The sequence below is a fragment of the Paracoccus contaminans genome (assembly GCF_002105555.1).
GTDB lineage: Bacteria > Pseudomonadota > Alphaproteobacteria > Rhodobacterales > Rhodobacteraceae > Paracoccus > Paracoccus contaminans.
Genome location: NZ_CP020612.1, coordinates 1,458,886 through 1,484,489, shown reverse-complemented (window position 1 = coordinate 1,484,489; position 25,604 = coordinate 1,458,886). Strand labels below are relative to the sequence as shown.

24 protein-coding genes and 1 tRNA gene are annotated in these 25,604 nt (G+C 69.6%); 14 read left to right on the top strand and 11 right to left on the bottom strand.

The genetic code is table 11. From position 1 onward, the window contains the following. Window positions 1-138: 138 nt before the first annotated feature. On the top strand, window positions 139-1,680 hold the full coding sequence (locus tag B0A89_RS06925; protein ID WP_085377517.1) for an AAA family ATPase: 1,542 nt from the start codon (window positions 139-141) through the stop codon (window positions 1,678-1,680). Window positions 1,681-1,752: 72 nt separating this feature from the next. On the opposite strand, the gene B0A89_RS06920 is transcribed toward B0A89_RS06925, so the two are convergent. Both B0A89_RS06920 and B0A89_RS06915 read right to left on the bottom strand, forming a co-directional pair. Next, on the bottom strand, window positions 1,753-2,922 hold the full coding sequence (locus B0A89_RS06920; protein ID WP_085377516.1) for an aspartate aminotransferase family protein: 1,170 nt from the start codon (window positions 2,920-2,922) through the stop codon (window positions 1,753-1,755). Window positions 2,923-3,075: 153 nt separating this feature from the next. Further along, a complete protein-coding gene (locus B0A89_RS06915) occupies window positions 3,076-3,897 on the bottom strand; it encodes an ABC transporter permease (protein WP_085377515.1) in 822 nt (273 codons plus the stop codon). 115 nt (window positions 3,898-4,012) lie between these two features. On the opposite strand from B0A89_RS06915, the gene B0A89_RS06910 reads away from it, so the two are divergent. From B0A89_RS06910 to B0A89_RS06895, 4 genes are all read left to right on the top strand, one after another. Beyond that, window positions 4,013-4,795, top strand: coding sequence for a GcrA family cell cycle regulator (locus B0A89_RS06910; protein WP_085377514.1), 783 nt, complete (start codon window positions 4,013-4,015; stop codon window positions 4,793-4,795). A gap of 357 nt (window positions 4,796-5,152) precedes the next feature. Next, the gene (locus B0A89_RS06905; RefSeq protein WP_085377513.1) at window positions 5,153-5,587 is read left to right on the top strand and encodes a DUF2335 domain-containing protein; all 435 of its coding nucleotides are present in this window, start codon (window positions 5,153-5,155) and stop codon (window positions 5,585-5,587) included. Window positions 5,588-5,663: 76 nt separating this feature from the next. Further along, window positions 5,664-7,361: a methionine--tRNA ligase gene (gene metG / locus B0A89_RS06900; protein ID WP_085377512.1), complete on the top strand. Its 1,698-nt coding sequence runs from the start codon at window positions 5,664-5,666 to the stop codon at window positions 7,359-7,361. Then, window positions 7,354-8,130 (top strand): sulfite exporter TauE/SafE family protein, encoded by a 777-nt coding sequence (locus tag B0A89_RS06895; RefSeq protein ID WP_169712143.1) that lies wholly within the window; start codon window positions 7,354-7,356, stop codon window positions 8,128-8,130. The genes metG and B0A89_RS06895 overlap by 8 nt, the downstream gene beginning before the upstream one ends. 127 nt (window positions 8,131-8,257) lie before the next feature. On the opposite strand, the gene B0A89_RS14590 is transcribed toward B0A89_RS06895, so the two are convergent. Beyond that, complete coding sequence (locus B0A89_RS14590) at window positions 8,258-8,458, bottom strand: AbrB/MazE/SpoVT family DNA-binding domain-containing protein (protein ID WP_157115272.1); 201 nt, start codon at window positions 8,456-8,458, stop codon at window positions 8,258-8,260. A gap of 246 nt (window positions 8,459-8,704) precedes the next feature. Here B0A89_RS14590 and rocF point away from each other — a divergent pair, with 246 nt between their 5' ends. Both rocF and argF read left to right on the top strand, forming a co-directional pair. Further along, complete coding sequence (gene rocF / locus B0A89_RS06885) at window positions 8,705-9,625, top strand: arginase (RefSeq protein WP_085377509.1); 921 nt, start codon at window positions 8,705-8,707, stop codon at window positions 9,623-9,625. A gap of 240 nt (window positions 9,626-9,865) precedes the next feature. Beyond that, window positions 9,866-10,792: an ornithine carbamoyltransferase gene (gene argF, locus B0A89_RS06880; RefSeq protein ID WP_085377508.1), complete on the top strand. Its 927-nt coding sequence runs from the start codon at window positions 9,866-9,868 to the stop codon at window positions 10,790-10,792. A 77-nt stretch (window positions 10,793-10,869) separates the two neighbouring features. On the opposite strand, the gene B0A89_RS06875 is transcribed toward argF, so the two are convergent. Further along, the gene (locus B0A89_RS06875; protein ID WP_085377507.1) at window positions 10,870-11,325 is read right to left on the bottom strand and encodes a hypothetical protein; all 456 of its coding nucleotides are present in this window, start codon (window positions 11,323-11,325) and stop codon (window positions 10,870-10,872) included. 64 nt (window positions 11,326-11,389) lie between these two features. Further along, a complete protein-coding gene (locus tag B0A89_RS06870; protein WP_085378798.1) occupies window positions 11,390-12,433 on the bottom strand; it encodes an A/G-specific adenine glycosylase in 1,044 nt (347 codons plus the stop codon). Window positions 12,434-12,572: 139 nt separating this feature from the next. Between B0A89_RS06870 and B0A89_RS06865 the strand changes: the two genes are divergently transcribed. From B0A89_RS06865 to lpxK, 5 genes are all read left to right on the top strand, one after another. Next, on the top strand, window positions 12,573-13,085 hold the full coding sequence (locus B0A89_RS06865) for a DUF721 domain-containing protein (RefSeq protein WP_085377506.1): 513 nt from the start codon (window positions 12,573-12,575) through the stop codon (window positions 13,083-13,085). A gap of 10 nt (window positions 13,086-13,095) precedes the next feature. Continuing rightward, the gene (locus tag B0A89_RS06860) at window positions 13,096-13,863 is read left to right on the top strand and encodes a DsbA family protein (protein ID WP_085377505.1); all 768 of its coding nucleotides are present in this window, start codon (window positions 13,096-13,098) and stop codon (window positions 13,861-13,863) included. Window positions 13,864-14,776: 913 nt separating this feature from the next. Beyond that, entirely contained in the window at window positions 14,777-15,031 is a 255-nt protein-coding gene (locus B0A89_RS06855; RefSeq protein WP_085377504.1) for a DUF4170 domain-containing protein, read from the top strand. A 14-nt stretch (window positions 15,032-15,045) separates the two neighbouring features. Next, window positions 15,046-16,224: a hypothetical protein gene (locus tag B0A89_RS06850; RefSeq protein WP_085377503.1), complete on the top strand. Its 1,179-nt coding sequence runs from the start codon at window positions 15,046-15,048 to the stop codon at window positions 16,222-16,224. Window positions 16,225-16,229: 5 nt separating this feature from the next. Beyond that, on the top strand, window positions 16,230-17,231 hold the full coding sequence (lpxK, locus tag B0A89_RS06845) for a tetraacyldisaccharide 4'-kinase (RefSeq protein WP_085378797.1): 1,002 nt from the start codon (window positions 16,230-16,232) through the stop codon (window positions 17,229-17,231). Here lpxK and B0A89_RS06840 read toward each other — a convergent pair. After that, window positions 17,210-17,295, bottom strand: a tRNA-Leu gene (locus B0A89_RS06840). The genes lpxK and B0A89_RS06840 overlap by 22 nt on opposite strands. A 100-nt stretch (window positions 17,296-17,395) precedes the next feature. On the opposite strand from B0A89_RS06840, the gene B0A89_RS06835 reads away from it, so the two are divergent. Continuing rightward, window positions 17,396-18,523 (top strand): alkane 1-monooxygenase, encoded by a 1,128-nt coding sequence (locus B0A89_RS06835; RefSeq protein ID WP_085377502.1) that lies wholly within the window; start codon window positions 17,396-17,398, stop codon window positions 18,521-18,523. 58 nt (window positions 18,524-18,581) lie between these two features. Continuing rightward, on the top strand, window positions 18,582-19,817 hold the full coding sequence (locus B0A89_RS06830; protein ID WP_157115271.1) for an MFS transporter: 1,236 nt from the start codon (window positions 18,582-18,584) through the stop codon (window positions 19,815-19,817). Between the two features lie 110 nt (window positions 19,818-19,927). Here B0A89_RS06830 and B0A89_RS06825 read toward each other — a convergent pair whose 3' ends face one another. The 5 genes from B0A89_RS06825 to B0A89_RS06805 form a co-directional block, all read right to left on the bottom strand. Beyond that, window positions 19,928-21,049: a site-specific DNA-methyltransferase gene (locus B0A89_RS06825; protein WP_085378795.1), complete on the bottom strand. Its 1,122-nt coding sequence runs from the start codon at window positions 21,047-21,049 to the stop codon at window positions 19,928-19,930. A 92-nt stretch (window positions 21,050-21,141) separates the two neighbouring features. Next, on the bottom strand, window positions 21,142-21,786 hold the full coding sequence (locus tag B0A89_RS06820) for a ribonuclease HII (protein ID WP_085377501.1): 645 nt from the start codon (window positions 21,784-21,786) through the stop codon (window positions 21,142-21,144). A 39-nt stretch (window positions 21,787-21,825) separates the two neighbouring features. Further along, window positions 21,826-22,764, bottom strand: coding sequence for a bifunctional allantoicase/(S)-ureidoglycine aminohydrolase (locus tag B0A89_RS06815; protein WP_085377500.1), 939 nt, complete (start codon window positions 22,762-22,764; stop codon window positions 21,826-21,828). Window positions 22,765-22,864: 100 nt separating this feature from the next. Then, window positions 22,865-24,277: an allantoinase PuuE gene (gene puuE / locus B0A89_RS06810; RefSeq protein ID WP_085377499.1), complete on the bottom strand. Its 1,413-nt coding sequence runs from the start codon at window positions 24,275-24,277 to the stop codon at window positions 22,865-22,867. A gap of 98 nt (window positions 24,278-24,375) precedes the next feature. Further along, a complete protein-coding gene (locus B0A89_RS06805) occupies window positions 24,376-25,542 on the bottom strand; it encodes an MFS transporter (protein ID WP_205949805.1) in 1,167 nt (388 codons plus the stop codon). Window positions 25,543-25,604: the final 62 nt, after the last annotated feature.

Sequence of the window (25,604 nt, the reverse complement as noted above, 5' to 3'; positions counted from 1 at the left end):
CAGGACGAAACGAAAGGCGCCCCGATCGGGGCGCCTTTTGCGTTCCGCCCCACCTGCGCAATGCCGCGGCATTGCCCACCCGCGCATTGCCTGTCACGCGCTTTGCCTTTGGCCCGCGCGCCCGCTAAGCCGGCAGCCATGACCGCCCCCACTCTTTCCCCCGACCAGGCCCAGGCCTGGGATGCGCTGGCCGCAACGCTGGCCGCGGCCGGTGTTGACCTGGCCGCACAGGAGGTCGTGCCCGCGGCGCAGGGCAAGGGCCGGGTTCTGGCTGTTCTCGGCAAGGCAGGATCGGGCAAGACGATGCTGCTGGCCGAACTGACCGCGGCGCTGGCCGCGGCAGGCGTGCAGGTGGTCAGCGGCGATTACGAAGGCCGGCGCCGCAAGGATGCCCGCACAGCCGCCGTGCTGGCCCCGACCAACAAGGCCGCCTTCGTGCTGCGCATGCGGGGCGTGCCGGCGACGACGATCCACCGCATTCTTTACACCCCCGTCTATGATCCCGAATATGAACGCCTGGCCGAATGGCTGGCCGGAAATGGCGAACGGCCGGTGATCGCGAACCTGACCGATGAGGCGCTGGACCGGGCCCTGGCCTTTCATCAGCAGCACGGCTCGATCCCCGGCGCGCTGGCCACGGCGGGGCTGCGCGGGTCCGACTTCATCCAAGGCTGGAAGCGGCGCGAGGACATGCTGGACATCGGCCTGATCGACGAGGCATCGATGCTCGACGAGCGCCAGTTCGACGACCTGCGCGAGATCTTTCCCACGCTGGTCCTGTTCGGCGATCCGGCCCAGCTGGCCCCCGTCGGCCAGTCGGGCGAGATGGTGTTCGACCGCCTGGCCGCGCCGCAGAAGCTGACGCTGAGCCGCATCCATCGGCAGGCGGGCGACAGCCCGATCCTCGACCTTGCCCATGCGCTGAGCGATCCGGCGCTCGACTTTGCCGCCTTCGAGCGGCTGGTCCGCGAGGCAGCCGCGCGCGATGCGCGGGTGGTCTGGGCGGAACGGGTGGAAAGCGACCTGATGGCCCGCTCGCCCGTGCTGGTCTGGCGCAATGCCACGCGGGTGCGCCTGATCGCGGCCTTCCGCGCCGCCTACGGGGCGCCGGCCGATGCGCTGCTGCCGGGCGAGCCGCTGATCTGCGACGGGATCGAACTGCCGCTCAAGCACCGCAAGAAACGCATCGACCTCGAGGCGCGGGGCCTCATCAAGGGCGCCCAGGTCGTCTATCTCGGCCCCGGCCGCAAGCCGGGCTTTTCACGCCTGCACGTGATCGGCGCGCCCGAGCCGCGCCTGTCGGCGGCCAGCATCGTCAGGATCGAGACGCCCGAGGTCGAGGAGCCCTTCATCCCCTATGCCGCACGGATGGGGGCGACCTTCCTGCACGGCGCCGCCGTGACGATCCACAAGGCGCAGGGGTCGCAATGGCCGGACGTGCAGGTGTTCGCCCCCGACATCTTCGCCGCCGCCATGGCCAACCGGACCGAGGCCGGCCTGCCCCTGTGGAAACGCCTCGCCTATGTCGCCATCACCCGCGCGCAGGACAGGCTGCTGTGGGTGACGCGGGCGCGGCTGGCCCGCCCCTCGGGCGCATTGTCGCTAAGCGATCTGGATGCCGCGGGAACGGCACCCCTGACGCTTGCGCCCGAAGCCGAGGCCGAAACCGAGGCCGGGTGAGCTTCTTCTGCACGGAAATATCCTGGGGGGGCCGCCCGGCGGGCGGCGGGGGCAAGGCCCCCATCCCGGCCGTCAGGCCAGAGACGCGGCCGCCTGGTCAAGCCGCAACGCCGCCTCGGCGATTTCCGCGTCGGTGATGGTCAGCGGCGGCAGCAGGCGCACCACATTGTCGGCGGCGGGCACGGTCAGCAGATGCTGGGCATAGCCCGCCCCCACCAGCTCGGCCGGCGCGATCCTGCACTTCAGCCCCAGCATCAGGCCCTGCCCGCGCACCCCCTTGAACAGATCGGGATGGGCGGCGACCAGCCCCTCCAGCCGCTGGCGGAACAGCGCGCCCTTGCGCCTCACATCGGCCAGGAAGGCCTCGTCTGCGACGATCTCCATCACCTTGCAGCCGACCGCGCAGGCCAGCGGGTTGCCGCCATAGGTGGACCCATGCGTGCCCGCGCCCATGCCCGCTGCCGCCGCCTCGGTCGCCAGCACCGCGCCCAAGGGAAAGCCCCCGCCGATGCCCTTGGCGACCATCATGATGTCGGGGGCAATGCCGGCCCATTCATGGGCGAACAGCCGGCCCGTGCGCCCCATCCCGCATTGCACCTCGTCCAGCACCATCAGGGCGCCGGTCTCGTCGCACAGGCGCCGGATCTCGCGCAGATCGCCGTCGGGCATCGGACGAATGCCGCCCTCGCCCTGCACAGGCTCGAACATCACCGCCGCCGGCCGGTCGGCCATGGCGGCGCGCAGCGCCTCCATGTCGCCCCAGGGCAGTTGCCGGAACCCCGGCATCAGCGGGCCAAAGCCCCTGACCATCTTTTCCGATCCCGCCGCGGCGATGGCACCGGTGGACCGGCCATGGAAGGCGCCCTCGAAGGTAATAATTCCGATCCGCTCGGGCTGGCCCTGCTCGAACCAGTGATGGCGCACCATCTTGATCGCCAGTTCCGCCGCCTCGGTGCCCGAATTGGTCACGAACACCGTGTCGGCAAAGGTCGCATCCACCAGCATTTCGGCCAGCCGCTGCTGCTGGGGAATCCGGTATAGATTCGAGACATGCCAGATCCGCCCGGCCTGCTGCGTCAGCGCCTCGACCAGATCGGGATTGGCATGGCCCAGCGCATTGACCGCAATGCCCGCGCCAAGATCGAGATATCGCGTCCCCTCCGCCGTGATGGCCCAGGCGCCCTCGCCCCGTTCAAAGGCGATGGGCGCGCGGTTATAGGTGGGCAGGACGGCGTCGATCATGGGTCGGTCCCTCGGCAGATATGGAAAAAGGCTGGACGAACGGCTGCGCCCGGCCGCAGGGGGACCGGGACGGGGGACGCATCAGCGTCGCAGGATCGCGCGAATCGTCATGGGACGCAGCGTTACAGCCTGCCCCCCGGCCCCGCAAGCGTCCTAGGCCTTCATGCGATAGCCCGAGCGCAGCCAGCGCCAGGCGATCCCCGCGACCAGCGCCGCCGCCAGCGCGCAGACCGCCAGCCCGCGGGCGGGCGGTGCATCGCTGACCCCGGCAAAGCCGTAACGGGCCCCGTCGATCAGGTAGAAGATCGGGTTCCAGTGCGACAGGGCGCGGAACGGCTGCGGCAGCGCCTCGACCGAATAGAAGGTGCCCGACAGGAACGACAGCGGCGTCACGATGAAATTCGTGATCGCCGCCATCTGGTCGAACTTCTGCGCGACGATGCCGGCGATGATGCCCAGCCCGCCCAGCATCAGCGCCCCCAGGACGACAAAGGCAAGCGCCCAGCCCGGATGCGCCGGCCCGCCCCCCGTCAGCAGCGCCAGCCCCGAGCCGATCACCGCCGCGACGATCACCGCCCGGCCCAAGCTGCCCAGCAGATAGCCGGCCAGGATCTCGCCGGCCGACAGCGGCGCCATCAGCGTGTCGACGATATTGCCCTGCATCTTGGCCGAGATGATCGAGGACGAGGAATTGGCGAAGGCGTTCTGGATCACCGTCATCATCAGCACGCCCGGCCCCATGAAGGCCAGATAGGGCAGCCCCGCCACCGTCCGTCCCCCGCCCAGCGCCAGTGCAAAGACCATGACGAACAGCCCCGCCGTCATCAGCGGCGCAAAGATCGTCTGCTGCCAGACGGACAGAAAGCGCATGATCTCGCGCCGTGCCAGCGTGGCCAGGCCCAGCCAGTTCACCCGGCCGAAGCGGCGCACCGGAACGGCGCGGTAATGGGCGGGTCCGGGGATTGTCTCGGTCACGGCGGTCGTCCTTGAAATCGCGGGGGGCAGGCGCTATTTCCAGCCATCCGCCTTAGAGCGCCGCAGCACGCGCAGTGCAAGCCCGCCGCCCGATCCGACCCGCAGGGAGCCTTCGATGTCCTGGACCGACGAACGCGTCGAGACGCTGAAACGCATGTGGGCCGAAGGCCAGTCCGCCAGCCAGATCGCCAAGGAGCTGGGCGGCGTGACCCGCAATGCCGTCATCGGCAAGGTCCACCGCCTGGGCCTGTCCAACCGGGTCGAGGGCGAGGAACAGCCCGCCCCCCTGGCCGGGCAGGCGGCAGGGCCGATCCCCTCGGCCGCGGCCGAACCGGACAGCATCCCCGGTGAGGCGGCGATGGCCGGCGACCCTTCCGCCCCGCTCGGCGCGGCCCCTGGCGCCGCGGCAGAGAGCGCCCGCCCGGCCGCAGCCGCAGCCGACGTGCCCGGCGATACCGCCGCCGCCCCCCTGCCCGGCGAGGGCGTTGCGGCCAGCACCTTGCCCGAGGAAGCGGCTGCCCAGGCCCGCCCCGGCCCCGCGGCCTCGCCGGACGAGGCCGAGCCCGATCCCATGGACGAAGAAGAGGCCCCTGCCCCCCAGCCCGTCTTTTCGCCGCGCCGCCCCATCGTGCCGGCCGGTCAGCCGCTGCCGCCCCAGCCCTCGGCCAACGAGATCTCGCCCGAGGCGCTCGCCTCGGTGCGCGAGGTGGAAAAGCGCGCCCGCAAGCTGACCCTGATGGAACTGACCGAGCGCACCTGCAAATGGCCCATCGGCGATCCGGCCACCGACAAGTTCTGGTTCTGCGGCCTGCCCGCCCAGCCCGGGAAGCCCTATTGCGAGGCGCATGTCGGCGTCGCCTTCCAGCCGATGAGCGCGCGGCGCGACCGGCGGCGCTGAGACAAGACCTGCTAGACCTTCACGAAGTCGAAACGAATATGTGATCCGGTGCGTGCAGTTGTATCCGCCTCAAGGCAGTTGCAACCCTGAAAATGTCGCTTATTCATGACTAACCGCTTCGCAAAGGACAGATGATGGCAAAAAGCCTATACTCCCTCACGAAGTCGTCCGGCTCTCGGCGCTTTGTCGCTCCTTCCCCGAAGGGGCAGCGGTTGCTTAAGATTTATGCAACTCTGGCTGCTGGGCCTGCTTTTGTCGATTTAAAGCCCAAGCAGAGCTATGATGGTCTAGTCCAAGACGCCGGACATATAAGAAGCTACTTTGACACAGCAGTGCGTCGGATGAGGTCAGCCGAACGTGTCAAATAAGGTTGAGAGCGATCAATCAGCTAAGTTACCGCAGAACGTTGAAGACGTACCCGTCGACGAGCTTATCGACCGGCTTCCCCCCGATACGCCAAAGGAACTTATCGCTGTCCTAGAGCGGACAGCAGTGCACTCTGGCCCCATTCCTTCGCCGGACGCGCTCCGCGGGTATGAACAGGTCTACCCAGGGGCAGCGCATCGCATCTTTGACATGGCGGAGCGTGAGCAGCAAATTCGGTGTGATGACAATAAGCACGTTAACTGGAATGATACGTTCAAGATAGCTGCCAGTGTTGTCGTATCCCTTGGACTTGTCGGAGCTGGCTTAACCTGCGCTTTCATTGATCAGCCTTGGCTAGGCGGGGTCCTCGGCACATCAGGGATCGTGTCGGGAATCATTCAAGCCTATCTTCGTCGCGGCGACTGAACCACGCTAAGCGGTAGTAATCTTTAACATGTCACTATCCGTCGCTAGAAGCACGTCACGTTAGCACGGACCCCCCATGACCCGCCATCTCATCACCTCGGCCATCCCCTACATCAACGGTATCAAGCACCTGGGGAACCTGGTCGGCAGCCAGTTACCGGCCGATCTGTTCGCCCGCTATCAGCGCGGGCGGGGCAACGAGGTGATGTTCATCTGCGCCACCGACGAACACGGCACGCCGGCCGAGCTGGCGGCCCAGAAGGCCGGCAAGCCGGTGGCCGAATACTGCGCCGACATGCACGCGGTGCAGGCCGACATCGCCGCGCGTTTCGGTCTGTCATTCGATCATTTCGGCCGCAGCTCCAGCGACCGCAACCGGGCGCTCACCCAGCATTTCGCCGCCCGGCTGGCCGAAAACGGCTGGATCGCCGAGGTCGAGGAACGGCAGGTCTATTCCATCGACGACGGCCGTTTCCTACCCGACCGCTATATCGAGGGCACCTGCCCCAACTGCGGCTATGACAAGGCCCGCGGCGATCAGTGCGAGAACTGCACCAAGCAGCTTGACCCGACCGACCTGATCGACCCGCGCAGCGCGGTCAGCGGATCGACCAATCTTGAAATCCGCACCACGCGGCATCTGTATCTGCGCCAGTCGGCCCTGAAGGGGCAGATCGCGGACTGGATCGACAGCAAGGCCGACTGGCCGATCCTGACGACCAGCATCGCCCGCAAATGGCTGAACGACGGCGAGGGCTTGAAGGATCGCGGCATCACCCGCGATCTGGACTGGGGCGTGCCGGTGCCGGGAATGCCGGGCAAGGTGTTCTATGTCTGGTTCGACGCGCCCATCGAATACATCGCCGGCACCGCCGAATGGGCCGACGCGCAAGGGCTGGACGATGCCGCCTGGCGGCGCTGGTGGCGGCTGGACGAGGGCGCGGGGGACGTGACCTATACCCAGTTCATGGGCAAGGACAACGTGCCCTTCCACACGCTGTCCTTCCCTGCCACGATCATCGGGTCGGGCGAGCCGTGGAAGCTGGTCGATTACATCAAGTCCTTCAACTACCTGACCTATGATGGCGGGCAGTTCTCGACCAGCCAGGGCCGCGGCGTGTTCATGGACCAGGCGCTGTCGATCCTGCCCGCCGATTACTGGCGCTGGTGGCTGCTGTCCCATGCCCCCGAAGGATCGGATGCCGAGTTCACCTGGGACAATTTCCAGGCCAGCGTGAACAAGGATCTGGCCGACGTTCTGGGCAATTTCGTCAGCCGCATCACCAAGTTCTGCCGCGCCAAGTTCGGCGAGACGATCCCCGAGGGCGGCGCCTGGGGCGAGGCCGAGCACGCGCTGATCGACGCGCTGGCCGCCCGCCTGCGGGCCTATGAGGCGCTGATGGAGGCGCGCGAGGTCCGCAAGGCGGCCGCCGAGCTGCGCGCCATGTGGGTGCTGGGCAACGAATACCTGCAATCGGCCGCGCCGTGGTCCAGCTTCAAGACGGACCCGGCGCAGGCGGCGATGCAGGTCCGGCTGGGGCTGAACCTGATCCGGCTGTATGCGGTGCTGTCGGCGCCCTTCATCCCCTTTGCCGCCGATGCGATGCTGGCGGCGATGCGCACCGGCGACCGGGCCTGGCCGGACGCGCTGGACGGGGCGCTGACCGCGCTGCCGCCCGGCCATGCCTTCGACGTGCCCGAGGTGCTGTTCGCCAAGATCAGCGACGAGGACCGCGACATCTGGGCGCAGCGATTCAGCGGCATCCGTGACTGACGCGGGCACCGGCTGGACACAGCTGGCGCTGTTCTGGGCGCTGGCGGCGCTGGGGGGCTGGACGCAGACGCTGACCGGCTTTGCGCTGGGGCTGCTGGTGATGAGCGGCGCGACGCTGTTCCACCTGCTGCCCGTGCCGGCCACGGCGCAGATCATTTCGGTTCTCGTGCTGCTCAACGGCGCGATGGTGCTGGCGCGCGATCATCGCCACATGGACCGCCGGGCGCTGTGGCCCGCCGTGGCCGGGGCGCTGCCGACGATCGCGCTGGGCTATTGGCTGCTGCAATGGATGACGGGCGCGGCGGTGGACTGGCTGCGGCTGGTGCTGGGCCTCTTCATCGCCGCGGCTGCGGCGCAGCTGGCGCGGCGGCCGCAGCCCTGGCAGGCCCGATCGGGGCGGGGGGCCTTTGCCGCCGCGGGCGCGACGGGCGGGATCATGGGCGGGCTGTTCGCAACCTCGGGTCCGCCGGTGATCTGGCTGTTCTACCGCCAGCCGATGACGCTGGATGCGGTGCGGGTGACGCTGGTCAGCTATTTCGTCATCACGCAGGCCTGGCGTCTGCTGCTGTCCCTGTCGGGGCAGAGCATGGACCGCATCACGGTGACGGCACTGGCGGGGGCGCTGCCGGCGATCGCGCTGGGCACGCTGCTGGCGCGGCACGCGCCGCCGCGCGTCACGCCGCTGACGATCCGCAAGGCGGCGCTGGCGCTGCTGTTCCTGTCGGGCGTGGCGCTGGTGCTGACGGCCGCCTCGGCGCTGCTGCGCTGAGCGGGTCGGCGGGGGCGCCGCGGCCTGCATCAAGGCTGCGCCCGGCCGGTCCGCGCCGGCGCCTGCCCTTGCGTGACCTGCCCCCAGCTCGCCCCCCGCCCGCCGGGGACGTGCCGGGGCGCGCCGCTCAGGCTGTCTCGTCCGGGACGGGGCGCACGCGGATCGCCATCCATGGCGGCTCGTCGCGCTCGTTCTTGACCAGGATCGCCTCGATCTCGTCGAATTCCTCCAGCTCGAGCGCCTCTGCGATCCGCTGGGGGATGTACAGCGTCTGGTCGTTGTCCACACGAACCGCATACGCGCCGCGACCTTCCTCGCTGTTGGTCACGATGCATCTTGCCTTGACTGCCATGTCGTCCGCATTGCCAAAAGGGGGGGCTGCGGGGGCATGATCCCGCAGCGCCGGAAACGCCTGATAGGGTCCGCGGCGCCCCTCTTGCAAGGGCAAGCCGACAGGGGCACGGGGCCATGGGCGGCGGAACGCCGGCTCGTGCCCCCTTGGCCGCAGCCCGCAGCCGCCACTAGAGTGATGCCGCCCGGCCCGGCCGGCAATGCGCAACCATGAGGAAAGCCCATGACCCATTGCATCCTGATCGGCGCGCCGGTCGACAGCGGCCAGCAGCGCCCCGGCTGTCTGATGGGGCCAGCCGCCTATCGCGTGGCCCGCCTTGCCGACACGCTGGCCGCGCTGGGTCATTCGGTCGAGGATCGGGGCGATCTGACGCATGGCGAGATCGGGGCCGAAACCGCCGCCAACCCCGCCGTCCACCACCTGCCCGAAACGCTGGGCTGGACGCGCGAACTGGCGCGCGCGGGGCGCGAGGCCTGCCGCGCGGGCATGCCCATCTTCCTGGGGGGCGATCATTCGCTGTCGCTGGGGTCGGTCGCTGGCGTGGCGCAGCACGCGGCCGAACTGGGCCGGCCGCTGTTCGTGCTGTGGCTGGACGCCCATTCCGACATCCACAGCGTCGATACGACCGAAAGCGGCAACCTGCACGGAACGCCCCTGGGCTATCTGGCCGGGCGGCGCGGCTTTGACGCCTTTCCGCCCTTTCCCGCCCCGGTGCCCGAGGAAAACATCTGCCTTTTCGGCATCCGCTCGGTCGATCCGGCCGAACTGGCCGCCTTGCGGGAAACCGACATCGTCGTGAACGACATGCGGGTGCTGGACGAATTCGGCTTTGCGGTGCCGATGCGCGCCTTTCTGGACAAGGTGCGCGCGGCGGGGGGGATGCTGCATGTCTCGCTGGACGTGGACTTCCTCGACCCCTCGGTCGCGCCCGCGGTCGGCACCACGGTGCCGGGCGGCGCGACCTTCCGCGAGGCGCATCTGGTGTGCGAGCTGATCCATGAAAGCGGGCTGATGACCAGCCTCGACCTGGTGGAGCTCAACCCGTTCCTCGACGAACGCGGGCGGACGGCCCGGATGATGGTGGACCTGGTCGGCAGCCTGATGGGGCGCAAGGTCTTCGACCGCCCCACCCGCTCGGGCTGACCGCAAGCCCTTCCGCCGCCGGCAGACATGCCCCGATTTCAGGGCTTTGGGCTTGACCCTTGGGCGCGGGCGCTGTGAGATGCCGCGATCATGTCGCCTCATGCCCTGCGCCCGGCACCTGCCGGTCATCCTGCCATCCCGATCCCCGCCGCCGTCGCGGCGGACGAGCGCGCGCAGCGTGCGCACCGACGAGAGGCGCGCACCGCCGCCCCCATCTCATCCGCGCCACAGGACCCCGACATGAACAGCTTTCTCGACATCCACACGACCCCCAAGGACGAGCTGCGCGCCATCATCGACACCGCCCGCGCGATGAAGGACGCCCGCGACGGCCAGCCGAGGGGCGCCCCCGACGCCGCCCAGCCGCTGGCCAACCGCATGGTGGCGCTGATCTTCGAAAAGCCGTCCACCCGCACCCGCGTCAGCTTTGACCTCGGCGTGCGGCAGATGGGCGGGCAGACCATGGTTCTGTCCGGGGCCGAGATGCAGCTGGGCCATGGCGAGACGATCGCCGACACGGCGCGCGTCCTGTCGCGCTATGTGGACCTCATCATGATCCGCACCTTCGAGGAAGCGACGCTGCTGGAAATGGCGGAATATGCCAGCGTTCCGGTCATCAACGGGCTGACCAACCGCACCCATCCCTGCCAGATCATGGCCGACGTGATGACGTTCGAGGAAAAGCGCGGCTCCATTGCCGGGCGCAAGGTGGTCTGGGTCGGGGACGGCAACAATGTCTGCGCCAGCGTCATGCATGCCGCGGGCCAGTTCGGCTTCGACTTCACCTTCACCGGCCCGCCGCCCCTGGACCCCGAGGCGGAATGGTTCGCCTTTGCCCGCGCCCAGGGCGTGCGGGCCGAGATCGAGCGCGACCCGGCCAGGGCGGTCGAAGGCGCCGATCTGGTCATCGCCGATACCTGGGTGTCGATGCACGATCCGCAATCGGCCAAGGAACGCCGGCACAACATGCTGCGCGGCTATCAGGTGAACGAGGGGCTGATGGCCCGCGCCCGCCCCGAGGCGCTGTTCATGCACTGCCTGCCCGCCCACCGCGAGGACGAGGTGACCAGCGCCGTCATGGACGGGCCGCAATCGGTCATCTGGGACGAGGCCGAAAACCGCCTGCATGCGCAAAAGGCGGTGATGCGCTGGTGCCTGGGGCTGTAGGGATCAGGGGCGGTTGCCGCGCCGCCGGGCACGAAGCCGCCGCCCCAGCCACCGCGCCGCCCGGCAGACGGCCCGCCTCAGCAGCATCCCCGCCGCGAACAGCGCCCCGCCGGGCAAAGCCGCAGCATGTTCCAGCCGTCCAGCACCCAGTTGACCAAGGAGGCAAGGGCGGCAAAAGCCAGCGCCGCAGGCATGACCGCAGCCGCGACCAGCAGGGCTGGAAGCAGCCAGGCCCTGGGGTTCCACGGGCTGCTCGGTTCCCGCATCGCATCCCTTATCGCCAGGACCAGCGCGCCGGTGGTCAGCACCACCAACGCAACCAGCACGATATGGACCAGTGCCTGATAAAAGGGCGTGTCGTCGGCATTCACGGCGGCCAACTGGACTACCGCAATCGCCCCCAGCCGCGTCGCCCAGCTGTCAATGGCGGCCCGGTCGATGACGCCCCATGCGCCAGTCGGCGGCGCAGAGGCAGGCAGGGCAGGCGCAGCGCCTTGGGACGCGTGGCAATCGTCCGATTCGTCGGCTGGCATTCGAACATACCTTCTGGCCTCAGACCAACCTTGCCGGGCCGGCGGCGTTTGGCAAGCGGCGGCCCTAGGCCGTTGACATCCCCGCCAGCGTCCAGACCTTGCGCATCAGGCCAGGCAACGCGCGGGGGTCGAAGTCCCGGCGCGGCACGAGCGTTCCGCGCGTCACCGCACCGGGCACCGGCGCGCCCAGGACGCGCAGGCGCAGCTCGAAATGCGTGAAGACATGGCGCACCTCGCCGCAATCGCGCCAGTCGGCCTCGGCCGGGGGCGGCAGGTCGGTGCCGTCCCAGCCGGTCGTGGGAAAGCTCAGCGTGCCCCCCAGCAGGCCGCGGGCGGGGCGGCGTTCGACCAGCACCTGATCGTCATCGGCCGCGACCCATACGGTGCCCTGGCGCAGGGGCCTGGCCGCCTTGGGCGCGCGGCGCGGCAGCTCGGCCGCAATGCCAAGGGCGCGGGCCGCGCATAGCGGTGCCAGCGGACAGATGACGCAGGCGGGATTGCGCGGCGTGCAGATCGTCGCGCCCAGGTCCATCATCGCCTGGGCAAAATCCCCCGGCCGCCGGATCGGGGTCAGCGTCCCGGCCAGGGCGGCCAGTTCCCGCTTGGCCGCAGGCAGCGGGGTTTCCACCGCAAAAAGCCGCGCCACGACCCGCTCCACATTGCCGTCCACGACCGTTTCGGGCCGGTCAAAGGCGATCGCGGCGATCGCGGCCGAGGTATAGGCCCCGATGCCGGGCAGCGCCGCCAGCCCCTCGCGCGTCGTCGGAAACCCGCCCGCCGCCGTGACGGCGCGGGCGCAGGCCATCAGGTTGCGGGCGCGGGCATAATAGCCCAGGCCCGCCCATTCGGCCATCACTTGGGCCTCGTCCGCGGCTGCGAGGGCGTGGATATCGGGCCACAGGGCGGTGAACCGCTCGAAATAGCCGATGACCGCCGCAACCGTGGTCTGTTGCAGCATGATCTCGGACAGCCAGACGCGATAAGGGTCCATGGCCGGGGTGCCGGGGGGCGCGCGCCAGGGAAGGCGGCGGGCATGGCGGTCATACCAGGGCAGCAGGAAGGGCGCGACCGGCCCGGCGGCTGCCCCTGCCGCAGCGGTTTCACGCAAGTTTGCGCCGTTTGTCATCGCCTTCATCTGGCATCGGGCGGCGGCGCGGTCCAGACTGGTTGCGCAATTGCCAGACCGAAAGCCCTGCATGGCCCGACGCCGACCTCCTGCCAGCCCCGATGCCCCGCCGCCGCGGCGCATGCGCGGGTTCGAGGCCGCGGCAAGCCTTGTCTCGGCCCGCCTGCGCGCGGGCGCGGAATCGCGCGGCTTTGCCGTGGCGCGGCTGCTGACCCATTGGGCCGAGATCGTGGGCGCGGAAACGGCCGCCTTCACGCGCCCCGTGCGTGTCGCCCATGGCCGGGGGCTTGGCGCCACGCTGACGATCCTGACCGACGGGGCCCATGCGCCGCTGGTCCAGATGCAGCTGCCCCATATCCGCGACCGGGTGAACGCCGTCTATGGCTTCAACGCCATCGCGCGGGTGACGCTGACCCAGACCGCCGCACAGGGATTCGCCGAAGGCCAGGCCGTCTTCCGCCCCGCCCCCAAGGGCCGCGCGCGGCCGCCCTCGCCCGACCAGATCCAAGCGGCCGAGCGGGTGGCCGCATGCTTTGCCGATCCTGCGCTGGCGCAGGCGATGCACGCCCTTGCGCTGAACCGGGCCGCCCGGCGCCCCGCCGAGCCCGGCCGCACCACCATGTTCAAGGAATGAAAGGCACGACATGAGCTTTATTTTTGGCCGCATCCTGTCGGCGGCTGCGCTGGCCGCCCTTGCGGGGACGGCGCTGCCCGCCGCCGCGCAGCAGACCCCCGCCGCCCCGGAAACGGCAACGGCAACGGCCCCGGCTGCGGCCCCCGCAGCCGACCCGGCCCCGGCGCTGATCCCCGACATCTTCCTGGGGTCCGAAAGCGCGCCGGTGACGATCTATGAATATGCCAGCCTCACCTGCAGCCACTGCGCGGCGTTCCACAAGGACGTGTTCCCCAAGCTCAAGGCGGAGTATATCGACACCGGCAAGGTGCGCTTTGCCCAGCGCGACATCTATTTCGACGAGGCCGGCCTGTGGGCGGCGATGGTTGCCCGCTGCGGGGGGGACGACAAGTTCTATCCCCTGGCCGGGATGATGTTCGACGAACAGGGCAAGTGGCTGTCGGCCAAGACGGGCGAGGAGCTGACCGCCAATCTCAAGAAGATCGGCGCCAAGGCCGGCCTGACGGGCGAGCAGATCGACGCCTGCTGGAACGACCAGAAAAAGGCCGAAAGCCTGGTCGCGACCTTCCAGAAAAATGCCGTCGCAGACAAGATCGAGGGCACCCCGACCTTCATCATCGCCGGCGAGACGGTGGCCAATGCGCCCTGGGAGGAGCTGAAGGCCAAGATCGACGCCAAGATCGCCGCTGCCGCGCCCGCCGCCGCCCCGGCATCGGCGCCCAACCCTGCGCCTGCGCCCGCAGCGGCCGGCAACGCCCCGGCCCCCGCCGCGAACTGAGATCGGCCATGGCGGGCGGGCTGACGCGGCCGCCCGCCATGCCGCCTTGGGCGGGACGCGCCCTGCCGCCTGCGGGCGGCATGTCAAACTGCGATGCTGCCCGACCCGCCTTGGCCTTTTGCAGCGCGGGTTGCTGAGGAATGCCATGCGCCGGAAAAGGAATGGTCAGCCCGCACCTGCCCTGGTGATCGGGCATCCTGCCCCTGCTCAGGCATAGCGCCTGCCTGTCCGACATGCCGCCGCGCCGGTCCTTGCAGCGCATCCCGGCTGTCCGCCGCCCTGTTCCCTTTGTCCCCTATCGTGCGCCATGCCGCTCTGCCGCGCCGATCCGCGCTGCGCCGGGCAGGGCGCGATGCCCGGTCCGGGCGTCGCCTGCTCCATCCCGGGGTCCGCTTGCCGGGCGTCTCGCCTGCCGGTCTGGCATTGCGCCCTGCCTGTGCAGCATCCCGCGCCACGGCCCGGCGCCCTGCTTGTCTTGCCTTGCGCCCCTCGGGGTGCGCAGCATCCGGTTCTGCCTGATGCGCAGCGGCCTGCGCTGCTTGCGTCCGTCCACCCCGGCCATGGCATCGCCCGAACGGCTAAGGGAGTATTTGTCGGGCACCGCCAAGCCGATACTGGGCGACAGCCATGCGGCGCATAACTGTCCTGCTGATCGCAGCCGCGCCCGGTCTGCAAACAGGGGGTTCCGGCACCACGACGAAACCGGAACCCCCGCCCCCCCGCGTGCCCAACCACCACACGCGAACCGCAGGACAAGCTGCCCGCGCCGCTAATGCCACGCCGCCCGCTTCGGGGCAAAGCCGGAACATCGCGCATTTGAACGATTGCCGGGGGGCGGCGCGCATAGCCCCCTTGGTCTTGCGGGCGGTACCGGCTATCCCCCCCTCAACCCAGACAGCCACAAGAGGGCAGGATGATCCAGCGGCTTCATCTCGTTTACGGAGGCGAGCTTGTCGCATCGGACTCGACCGAGTTCCGCGACCCGGCAGCCATCCACATCGTCGGGATCTTTCCCGATTATGCCTCGGCCCTGGCCGCATGGAAGGCGCATGCGCAAAGGACGGTGGATCAGGCCCAGACGCGCTATTTCATCGCGCATCTGCATCGCCTGCACGACCCCGAGGGCGCCGGCCCGACCCTGGCCCGTTCCGCCGGCACGCCGGCCTGACGGCAGGCGGACGCTTGGCGGGCCTTGGCGATCTTGCCTATTGGCTGAACCCGCGCAGCCCGCGCGGCGGGGTTCCGCTTGACGAGGCTGCGGTCCCCCATGGCAGCGGGCCACTGGTGCTGATTCACGGCGATGCCGGGGGGCTTGCCCAGGCCCTGCGGCGCCGCCGCCGCGGCCTGCGGCTGGGCGGGCTGGGCCGGACCGCGGCGGGCCTGTCGCCCATCCTGCCCCAGGCCCCTGCCGATCCGGCCGCCGCGCGCGCCCTGATCGAACGGCTCGGCCCCGCCGCTGTCCTGCTGGCGGATGGTGCGATTCCGGGCGCGCTGGTCGCGGCCTGCGACGACTGCGACGTTCCGGTGACGCTGATCGCGGACCGCCACCAGATCGCTGCCGCTGCCGCGCGCACCGCCTGGCGCGGGCTGCGGCGTGGCCCGATGACGCGGCTGTCGCGCGTGCTCGTCCCCGACCCCATGGCCGAAGAGGCGGCGCTGCGTGCTGGCATTGCCCCGCAGCGTATCGAGATCATCGGCAGCGCCGCCCCCCTCGTGGCGCCGCTGCGCTGCAACATGCGCGAATTCGCGGCGCTGCGCCCGATGATGGCCAACCGCCATGTCTGGCTTGCCGCCGGGCTGCCCGCGGCCGAGGCACCCGCCATCATGGCCGCCCAGCGCGCGGCGCTGTCATCCTATCACCGGGCGCTGCTGATCGTGGCGCCTGCCCGCCCCGAGGATGCGCCCCCGATCGCCGCCGCCGCCCTTGAGGCGGGGCTGGAGATCGCCCGGCGCGATGCCGACGAGGACCCTAGCCCCGGCGTGCAGGTGCTGCTTGCCGAGGATTGCTCGGAACTGGGCCTGTGGTATCGGCTGGCTCCCATCACCTTCATGGGCGGAACGCTGGCCGCCGAAGGGGCGGCGCCGCGCCATCCCTATGAACCGGCCGGCCTCGGCTCGACGATCCTGCATGGCCCGCAGCTGACCAGCCAGGCCGATCTGTGGAACGCGCTGCATGACAAGGGGGGCACGCGCCTTGTGCGCAACGCGGCCCAGCTTGGCACCGCGATAGAGGAACTTGGCGCCCCCGATGCCGCCGCCCGCCTTGCGCTGGCCGCCTGGCAGCACGCCACAGCCGGGGCCGAGGTGGCGCGCCGCATCGTCAATGCGGTGCTGTCGGACCTGCCCGAGGATGGACCGTGACGGGGCTGGGCGCGCCTGCCTTCTGGGACAGGCCGGCAGGCACCCTGGCCCGCGCCCTGTCGCCGCTGGGCGCGGTCTATGCCGCAGCGACAGCGCGCCGGCTGGCGCGGGGGCCGCGCGCAGGGGCCGGCGTGCCCGTCATCTGCGTGGGCAACATCAACGCGGGCGGCACCGGCAAGACACCGACCGTCATCGCCCTGCTCGAACGCCTGGCCGCGCGCGGGATCGCGGCCCATGTGGTCAGCCGCGGCCATGGCGGATCGGCGCGCGGGCCGCTGCGCGTGCAGCCCCGCCACGCCGCCGCCGAGGTGGGCGACGAGCCGCTGCTGCTGTCGGCCTTTGCCCCGGTCTGGGTCGCGCGCGACCGCGCGGCAGGGGCGCGCGCGGCTGTCGCCGCCGGCGCAGGAGCGATCGTTCTGGACGACGGGTTCCAAAATCCCGCGCTGGCCCATGACCTTGCCCTGGTCGTGGTCGATGCGGCGCGGGGCTGGGGCAATGGCCTGTGCCTGCCCGCCGGCCCCCTGCGCGAGCCTGTCGCCGCCGGCCTTGCCCGCGCCGACATGGTGCTGAGCATCGGCGACGCTGCCGCGCAGGGGCGGTTTTCGGCCCGCTGGCCGCGGCTGCCCCTGCCCCGCATCCGGGGCGCGCTGGAAACCCTGCGCACGGGCATGGACTGGCACGGGCAGCGCGTCCTTGCCTTTGCCGGGATAGCCCATCCGGACAAGTTCTTCGCCACCCTGCAGGCCGAGGGCGCCAAGATCGTGCGGGCCGAGCCGCTGCCCGACCATCAGCCCTTTTCGCCCCAGCTACTGGCCCGGCTGGACACCGAATCGCGGATGCTGGGGGCGCAGATGGTCACCACAGAAAAGGACGCGGCAAGGCTGCCGCCGCGCTTTCGCCCCAAGGTGCTGGTCCTGCCCGTCCGGCTGCGGCTGGAAGACCCCGCCCCGCTCGACAAGGCGCTGGACCGGCTGTTCGGGGCCGTTGGTGCGGGCGGCGGGACTTGAACCCGCACGGCCTTCAGGCCCAGGGAGTTTAAGTCCCATGCGTCTACCGTTCCGCCACGCCCGCGCCATCTGCTGGGTATGCGCCAACGGCGCGCCTCGCAAGGCCCGGCGCGGGCGCGCGGGGGCGGTGGCGCCGGCCCGCGCCGGGCGCTAGGCTGCATGCCATGAACCGGCCGCTCGGACCTGCCCTGCCCTTCTGGATGTCGCTGGTCATGGTGCCGCTGGCGATGCTGGCGGCGGCGCGCGGCGGGTGGTGGTGGGTGCTGATGCCGGCCTATGCCTGGTATCTGGTGACCGGGCTTGACGCGGTTCTGGGGCGAAGCACGGGCAACCCCGATACCGAAACCCCGGTCGGGCGGCTGCTCTGGCACCGCGCGATCACCGTCATCTGGTTTCCGCTGCAGGCCGCCGTGATCTTCGGCGCGATCTGGCATGCGGGCCATGCGGGCCAGCTGTCCGGCTGGGAAAAGATGGGGCTGTTCTTCGGCATCGGCGTGATGTCGGGCACCATCGGCATGGTCTATGCCCATGAGCTGTTGCACCAGAAGCCCGCGCATGAACGCTGGCTGGGCGATCTGCTGCTTGCCTCGACCCTGTATTCGCATTTTCGCAGCGAACACCTGCTGGTTCATCACGCCTGGGTGGCAACGCCCCGCGATGCCGTCTCGGCCCGCTACAATGAAGGATTTCACCGCTTCTTCGCCCGGGTGCTGCGCGAATGTCCGCGCTCGGCCTGGGCGGCCGAAACGCGGCTGCTGGCGCGGGCGGGGCGGGCATGGTCGGACCGGCGCAACCCCTTCTGGCGCTATGGCGCGCTGCAAGGGGGGATGCTGGCGCTGGCGGCGGCCCTGGGCGGCTGGCAGGGGATGCTGCTGTTCGCATGGCAGGCGCTGGTCGCCATCTGGCAGCTCGAGCTGACGAATTATGTCGAACATTACGGCCTGACGCGCCGCCATCTGGGCGGGGGCCGCTATGAACATGTCCTGCCGCGCCACAGCTGGAACGCCAGCCACACCGCGTCGAACTGGCTGCTCATCAACCTCCAGCGCCATTCGGATCATCATTACAAGCCCGACCGCCGCTTTCCCCTGCTGCAGACCTATGCGGATGACGAGGCGCCGCAACTGCCCTTCGGCTATCCGGCGATGACCTTCGTGGCGATGGTCCCGCCCTGGTGGCGGCGGCGGATGAACCCCCGCGTGCGCGCCTGGCGCAGGCAATTTTACCCCGAGATCACCGACTGGAAGCCCTATACGCGGGGCGATCTGCCCATGCCGCGCGGATCGTTGTAAACCGCCCCCATTGCGGGAGGGTCGATCTGACCCAGCCCTGCCGCAGGAGCCGCCCTTCGTGATACCGCAGCTTGTCCGACATAACCGCGGCTTTCGGCTGCTGATCTCGGCCAGTGCCTTGTCCAATCTTGGCGATGGGATCGCTCTGGTGGCTTTTCCCTGGCTCGCCACGCTGATGACCCGCGACCCGGTGCTGATCGCCGCCACCGCTGCCGCGCAGCGCCTGCCCTGGCTGCTTTTCACGTTGCCTGTCGGGGTCTGGACAGACCGGGCCGACCGGCGGATGATGATCGTGCGGACCGACATGCTGCGGCTCGTCCTGATGCTTATTGCGATGACGATGGCGCTGTCGCCGGCAGCCATCGGCGACGGGGCCGGGTCGGTCCTCGCTCTTGCGGTCGTGACATTCCTGTTCGGAACCGCCGAGGTCGTGCGCGACAATGCCGCACAGACATTGCTGCCGGCGGTCGTGGATGCACCTGATCTCGAACGCGCGAACGGCCAGTTGATGACAGTCGAGCAGATTGCCGGCCAGTTCATCGGCCCGCCTCTGGCCGGTCTTTTGATGGCCTTGGCTGCGGCGCTGCCGTTCGGGGCCAATTCATGGGCCTATGCTGCATCGGCGGCGCTGATCGCGCTGATCGCCCTGCCCCGGCATCAGCCCTCGGCATCACCGGAGGGTTTTCTGACTGCCCTCAGCGAGGGGCTGCGCTGGCTGCGGGGGAACCCGCTCATCCTGCGGCTGGCCGTCATGCTGGGTGCGATCAACGCCGGCTTCGCAGGCGGCATGGCGGTGCTGGTGCTTTACGCTCAGGACGTTCTGGGCCTGCCCGCCTCGGCCTACGGGATGCTGCTGACCTTTGGGGCCATCGGCGGGGTTGCGGGCGGGCTGGCCGCGCCGCATGTCGCGGGCCGGCTGGGGATGCGCAACAGCCTTCGTGTCGCGCTGGCCGGCTTTGCGATCAGCAATCTGACGCTGGGCCTGACGGCCGATCCGGCGCTGGCTGCAATGGCGCTGGCGACCGAGGCAGCGTCCGGCATGCTTTGGAACGTGGTCACGATCAGCTATCGCCAGCGGCTGATCCCCGGCACGCTGCTGGGGCGGGTCAATTCGGTCTATCGTTTTCTGGGTTGGGGCGCGATGCCGCTGGGCGCGCTGGCGGCAGGCATGCTGGTATCGGCCTTGACGCCGGCATGGGGGGCCGGACCGGCGTTGCATGCGCCCTATCTGGTCGCGGCGTTGACATCAGCCTTGCTGATCCTGCTTGCGTCGCGACGCCTGCAGGGGGCCTGAGCCAGCAACGGCCGATCACGAAAAAACCCCGCCGAGCGGGCTCGGCGGGGCAAGTTTGTCCCGTGGCTGAGGGGACTATCCCCCCGGTCCGAGACACCGGCGAAGCATGGTCAGCCGTGATGGGCCATTTCCGAGCGGATCTGCTGGCGCAGGATGTCGATCGGGATCGTCTGGCCGTCGCGGCGGAAATGCCAGTATGTCCAGCCGTTGCAGGAGGGCGCGCCTTCCAGCGCCGCCCCGACCTGGTGGATCGAGCCGCGCACGTCGCGCCCCACCAGCGAGCCGTCGGCGCGCACCCGCGCCGTGTGGCGCCCGCTCAGCGACACCAGTTCCTCGCCCGGACGCAGCATCCCCCGTTCGACCACCTGGCCGAACGGCACGCGCGGCTCGGCCCGCTTGGCGGTGGTGGTGGCCAGCGCCGAAGCGTCCAGCCGGCGCACGCGGGCCAGGCGCCGCTCGGCCACCTCGCGATAGGCGGCCTCGCGTTCGATCCCGATCCAGTCGCGGCCCAGCATCTTGGCGACCGCGCCTGTGGTGCCGGTGCCGAAGAATGGGTCCAGCACCACATCGCCGGGCCTGGTGGTGCCCACCAGCACCCGGTGCAGCAGGCTTTCGGGTTTCTGCGTGGGATGGGCCTTGGCCCCGCCCTCGTCCTTGAGCCGCTCGCCCCCCGTGCAGATCGGCAGCGTCCAGTCCGAGCGCATCTGGATGCCCTCGTTTAGCGACTTCAGCGCCTCGTAGTTGAAGGTGTATTTCGCGCCTTCGGATTTCGAGGCCCAGATCAGCGTCTCATGCGCATTGGTCAGGCGCTTGCCGCGAAAATTCGGCATCGGGTTCGACTTGCGCCAGACCACGTCGTTGAGCAGCCAGAAGCCCTGGTTCTGCAGCTCGGCCCCGACGCGGAAGATGTTGTGATAGCTGCCGATCACCCAGATCGCCCCGTCGGGCTTGAGAACGCGGCGCGCGGCGGCCAGCCATTGCCGGGTGAAGCGGTCGTAATGGGCAAAGCTGCCGAACTGGTCCCAGGCATCATCGACCGCATCCACGCGGCTGTTGTCGGGGCGCCGCAGCTCTCCGCGCAGTTGCAGGTTATAGGGCGGATCGGCAAAGATCAGATCCACCGACGCCTCGGGCAAGGTGTTCATCACCTCGATGCAGTCGCCCGCAAGGATGGTGTTCAGCGGCAAATCGGTTGCGGGGCATGCCGCGCGTGCCTTGGTATCGGTTTTCATCATCTCTGCTCTCATCGGCGGCGTTCGGGGCCGCTCACTCGTTGTGGATAACAATGAGTCAGAGGTGATTCGGCGTCAAATACTATTTTGAATCAGGATGTTACCGTTAGTTCTGGACACAATATCTTGCGCATTGCCGGAAATCCCATCCTATGGAGTGGTGTGGGCCCGCGTTCCGCCAGCGCCCGGCGATGCGTTAGCGTGGGGTAACCCATGTTCCTGTCCCAGCCATAGCCGGGATGCTGTTGCGCCAAATCCACCATGATCCGGTCGCGCGCCACCTTGGCCAGGATCGAGGCGGCGGCGATGGACAGGCTTTGGGCATCGCCCCTGACGATGGCCCGGGCCGGGCGCCCCAGCTCGCGCGGCACGTGCCTGCCATCGACCAGCACGGCGCAGGGCGCCTGCCCCAGCGCCGCCACCGCGCGGCACATGGCCAGATGGGCGGCGTGGTGGATGTTCAGGGCCGCGATCTCATCGACGCTGGCATGGGCGACGGCCCAGATCGCGCAGGCCTCGATGCGGCGGGCCAGGCTTTCGCGCCGGGCCGGCGACAGTTTCTTGGAATCGTCGATGCCGCGCGGGATGCCGCGCGCGGGCAGGATCACCGCCGCGGCCGTGACCGGCCCGGCCAGCGGGCCGCGCCCGACCTCGTCCACGCCGCAGACGAAGCGGGCGCCCTCGGCGATGCAGGCCTTTTCGTGGCGAAGGGTCGGGCGGGCGCGGCGGGCAGTCATGGCTGCCCTCCTAGCGCCCGTCCGCCCCGTCCGCCAGCGTCAGGTGGACCGTCCTGTGCCGTGGGTGCCGAACCACAGCGGCGCGTGGCGGTTCACGTCCTTGTAGAGCAGATAGCGGAACCGCCCCGGCCCACCGGCGTAACAGGCCTGCGGGCAAAAGGCGCGCAGCCACATGAAATCGCCCGGCCCGACCTCGACCCAGTCACGGTTCAGGCGATAGACCGCCTTGCCTTCCAGCACGAAGAGCCCGTGTTCCATGACATGGGTTTCGGCAAAGGGGATCGAGCCGCCGGGCATGAAGGTTACCACCGTGACATGCATGTCGTGGCGCAGGTCGGCCGGGTCGACAAAGCGGGTCGTGGCCCAGGCGCCTTCGGTGTCGGGCATGGCGCTGGGTGTGACGTCGGCTTCGTTGGTGACGATCGGATCGGGCCGGTCAATGCCGGCGGCGGGCTGCCAGCGTTTGCGGATCCAGTGGAATCCGCAATTGCCGGGGGTCGCGTTCCACACCGACCAGGGCGTGCCGGGCGGCACATAGGCGAACCCGCCCGGCGTCAGGCGGTGGCGCTGGCCGTCGATGGCGATGTCCATCTCGCCGCCGGTGACAAAGATCGCGGACTGGATCTCAGGGTCGTCCTCGGGCGTGTCGCAGCCCCCGCCCTCGGCCAGTTCCACGATATACTGGCTGAAGGTTTCGGCAAAACCCGACATGGGCCGGGCGATGATCCACATCCGCATCCCCGTCCAGCCGGGCAGGAAACTGGTCACGATGTCGCGCATGACGCTGCGCGGGATCACGGCATAGGCATCGGTGAAGACAGCCGTGTCGGTGGTCAGTCCCGTCTGGGGCGGCAGCCCCGCGACCGGGCCGGCATAGCGCGGCCCCCGCGCGGCCGAGGGCACGGCGGCGGGGCCGGGCGCGGCAGGCTCGCCGGGGATCGGGGCCGGGTTTCCGGTGGGGGTCGTCTCGTCGATCATCGCTGCTCTCTTGTTCTTGGCCCGGTCCTGCGCCGCCGCCGCATCCGGGGGTTTTCCACCCCCGGACCCCCGGAGGATATTTGGGGCTGCCCGAAACCCCTCAGCCCTGCCCCAGCGCGGCATGCAGTCGCAGCTGCGCGATGCGCGTGACCTGCCGTTCCGCCTCGGCCCGCTCGGCGGGGGTGTCGTTATCAAGGCGGCGGGTCATCGCGGCCATGATCCCGGCCTTGTCATGATCGCGCACGGCGATGATGAAGGGAAAGCCGTGCTTTTCCGTATAGGCCCCGTTCAGCCGGGTGAAGGCGGCCCGTTCGGCATCGGTCAGCGCATCAAGGCCGGCGCTGGCCTGCTCGGCCGTCGAATCGGCGGTCAGGCGTTTCGCCGCGGCCAGCTTGCCCGCCAGGTCGGGATGGGCGCGCAGCACCGCCAGCCGGTCGGCATCCGACCCCTGCCGGAACATTTGCGCCATGCGCGCGGCCAGGCCGTCGGCGCTGTCATGGACAGCGCCCATCTCGGCGTCCCAGACCCGCTCGGCAACCCAGGGAGAGTGTTCGTAGATCGAGCCGAACCGGGCGACGAAGCTGTCCCTGTCCATCTGCGAGGGCCGCTCGGCCGGCCGGAAGGGATGCACCCGCGCCCAGTGGCGGGCGATGTCGAGCCGGGTGGCGAACCACACCCCCTCATGCGCGCGGGCATGGTCGAGAAAGCGGCGGATCGCCATGGCCCGGCCCGGACGCCCCGCCAGCCGGCAGTGCAGCCCGATCGACATCATCCTGGGCGCGCCCGCGGCCCCTTCGGCATACAGCATGTCGAAGCTGTCGCGCAGATAGTCGAAGAAGTCGGTCCCGGTGCCGAACCCCTGCCCCGAGGAAAAGCGCATGTCGTTGGCGTCCATCGTATAGGGCACCATCAGCTGCGCCCGTCCCTGATGGACGTGCCAATAGGGCAGGTCATCGGCGATCGTGTCGGCGAGATAGGCAAAGCCCCCTTCCTCGCATCCCAGCGCCACCGTGTTCATCGAGGTGCGTCCCTGGTAAAAGCCGTGGGGCCGCTCGCCCGTGACGGCGGTGTGCAGGCGTATCGCCTCGGCGATATGGGCGGCCTCGATCGCGCGCGGGACATCGCGGTAGTCGATCCATTTCAGGCCGTGGGTGGCGATTTCCCAGCCCGCCGCCTGCATCGCGGCGACCTGTTCGGGGGCGCGTTCCAGCGCCGTGGCAACGCCATAGACGGTTACGGGCACATCCTTGAGCAGCCGGTGCAGCCGCCAGAACCCGGCCCGCGCGCCATAGTCATAGATGGATTCCATGTTCCAGTGGCGCTGGCCGGGCCAGGGCTGGGCGCCGATGATTTCCGACAGGAACGCCTCGGACGCGGCATCGCCATGTTCGATCGAGTTCTCGCCGCCCTCCTCGTAGTTGAGGACGATCTGCACCGCGATCCGGGCGCCGCCGGGCCATTGCGGGTCCGGCGCATGTTCCCCGTAACCCCTCATGTCGCGGCTGTATCGCATCGCTGCCCCTTCGTGCATCGCTTCGCGGGCAGAGTTGCCGGCCCGGCCGGGCTTGTCCAGACGCCGCCCGCCGATTTCCGGCAGGCGGCAAGCACGGGTCAGCGCGCCGCCAGCAGCTCGCCCTGGCGCGGCAGAAAGGCCGTCAGCAGCCCCAGCAGCGGCAGGAACGAGCAGAGCCGGAACACGAACCCGATGCCCTGGGCATCGGCGACCCAGCCCAGCACCGCCGCGGCGATCCCGCCCATGCCGAAGGCCAGGCCGAAGAACAGCCCCGCGATCAGCCCGGTCCGCCCCGGCACCAGTTCCTGCGCAAAGACCACGATGGCCGGCGCGGCCGAGGCGAAGATCGCACCGATCAGCACCGCCAGGATGCCGTTGGCGACCAACCCCACATGCGGCAGCAGCAGCGTGAAGGGTAGCGCGCCGAGGATCGAGAACCAGATCACCTTGCGGCTGCCCACCCGGTCCCCGACGATGCCGCCCAGCATCACCCCCGCAGCCGAGCCGAACAGCAGCAGGAACAGCATGACCTGCGAGGTCGAGGCGCTGACCCCGAAACGGTCGATCAGGAAGAAGGTGTAATAGCTGGTCAGGCTGGCCATGTAGAAGGCCTTGGTCATCGACAGCACCCCCAGCACGCCGATCGCCATCAGGATGCGCCCGCGGGCCAGGGCGGGCGCAGGGGCGTGGCGCAGGGTGCCGGCCTTGCGCCGGCCATCGGCCCAAGCGCCGACCCGCCACAGGGTGATCGCCCCCGCCAGGGCGATCAGCGCCAGCCAGCCCAGCACCGGACGCCCGAAAGGCACGACAAGGAAGGCAGCCAGCAGCGGACCCAGCGCCTGCCCGCCATTGCCGCCCAGCTGGAACAGCGACTGCGCCGTTCCAAACCGGCCGCCCGAGGCGATGCGGGCGACGCGGCTGCTTTCGGGGTGAAAGATCGACGAGCCGAGGCCGATCAGCATCGCCCCGGTCAGCAGCACGCCATAGCTGCCGGCGCCCGCGAGCGTCAGCACCCCGACAAAGCTGCACAGCATCCCGATGGCCAGCGACCGCGGCATCGGCCTGCGGTCCGTCACCACCCCGACCAGCGGCTGCAGCAGCGAGGCGGTGACCTGGAAGGCAAAGGTCATCCAGCCGATCTGCGCATAGCTCAGCGCGAACTCGTCCTTGAGCAGGGGATAGATGGCCGACAGCAGCGATTGCAGGATGTCGTTGACCATGTGGCAGGCGCTGATGGCGATCAGCACCGGCCAGACCGGGCCCATCGAGGAGCCGGCACGAGGCGGGTGCGTCGCATCGACAGGATTTGCAACCGGCATCTTGCCCC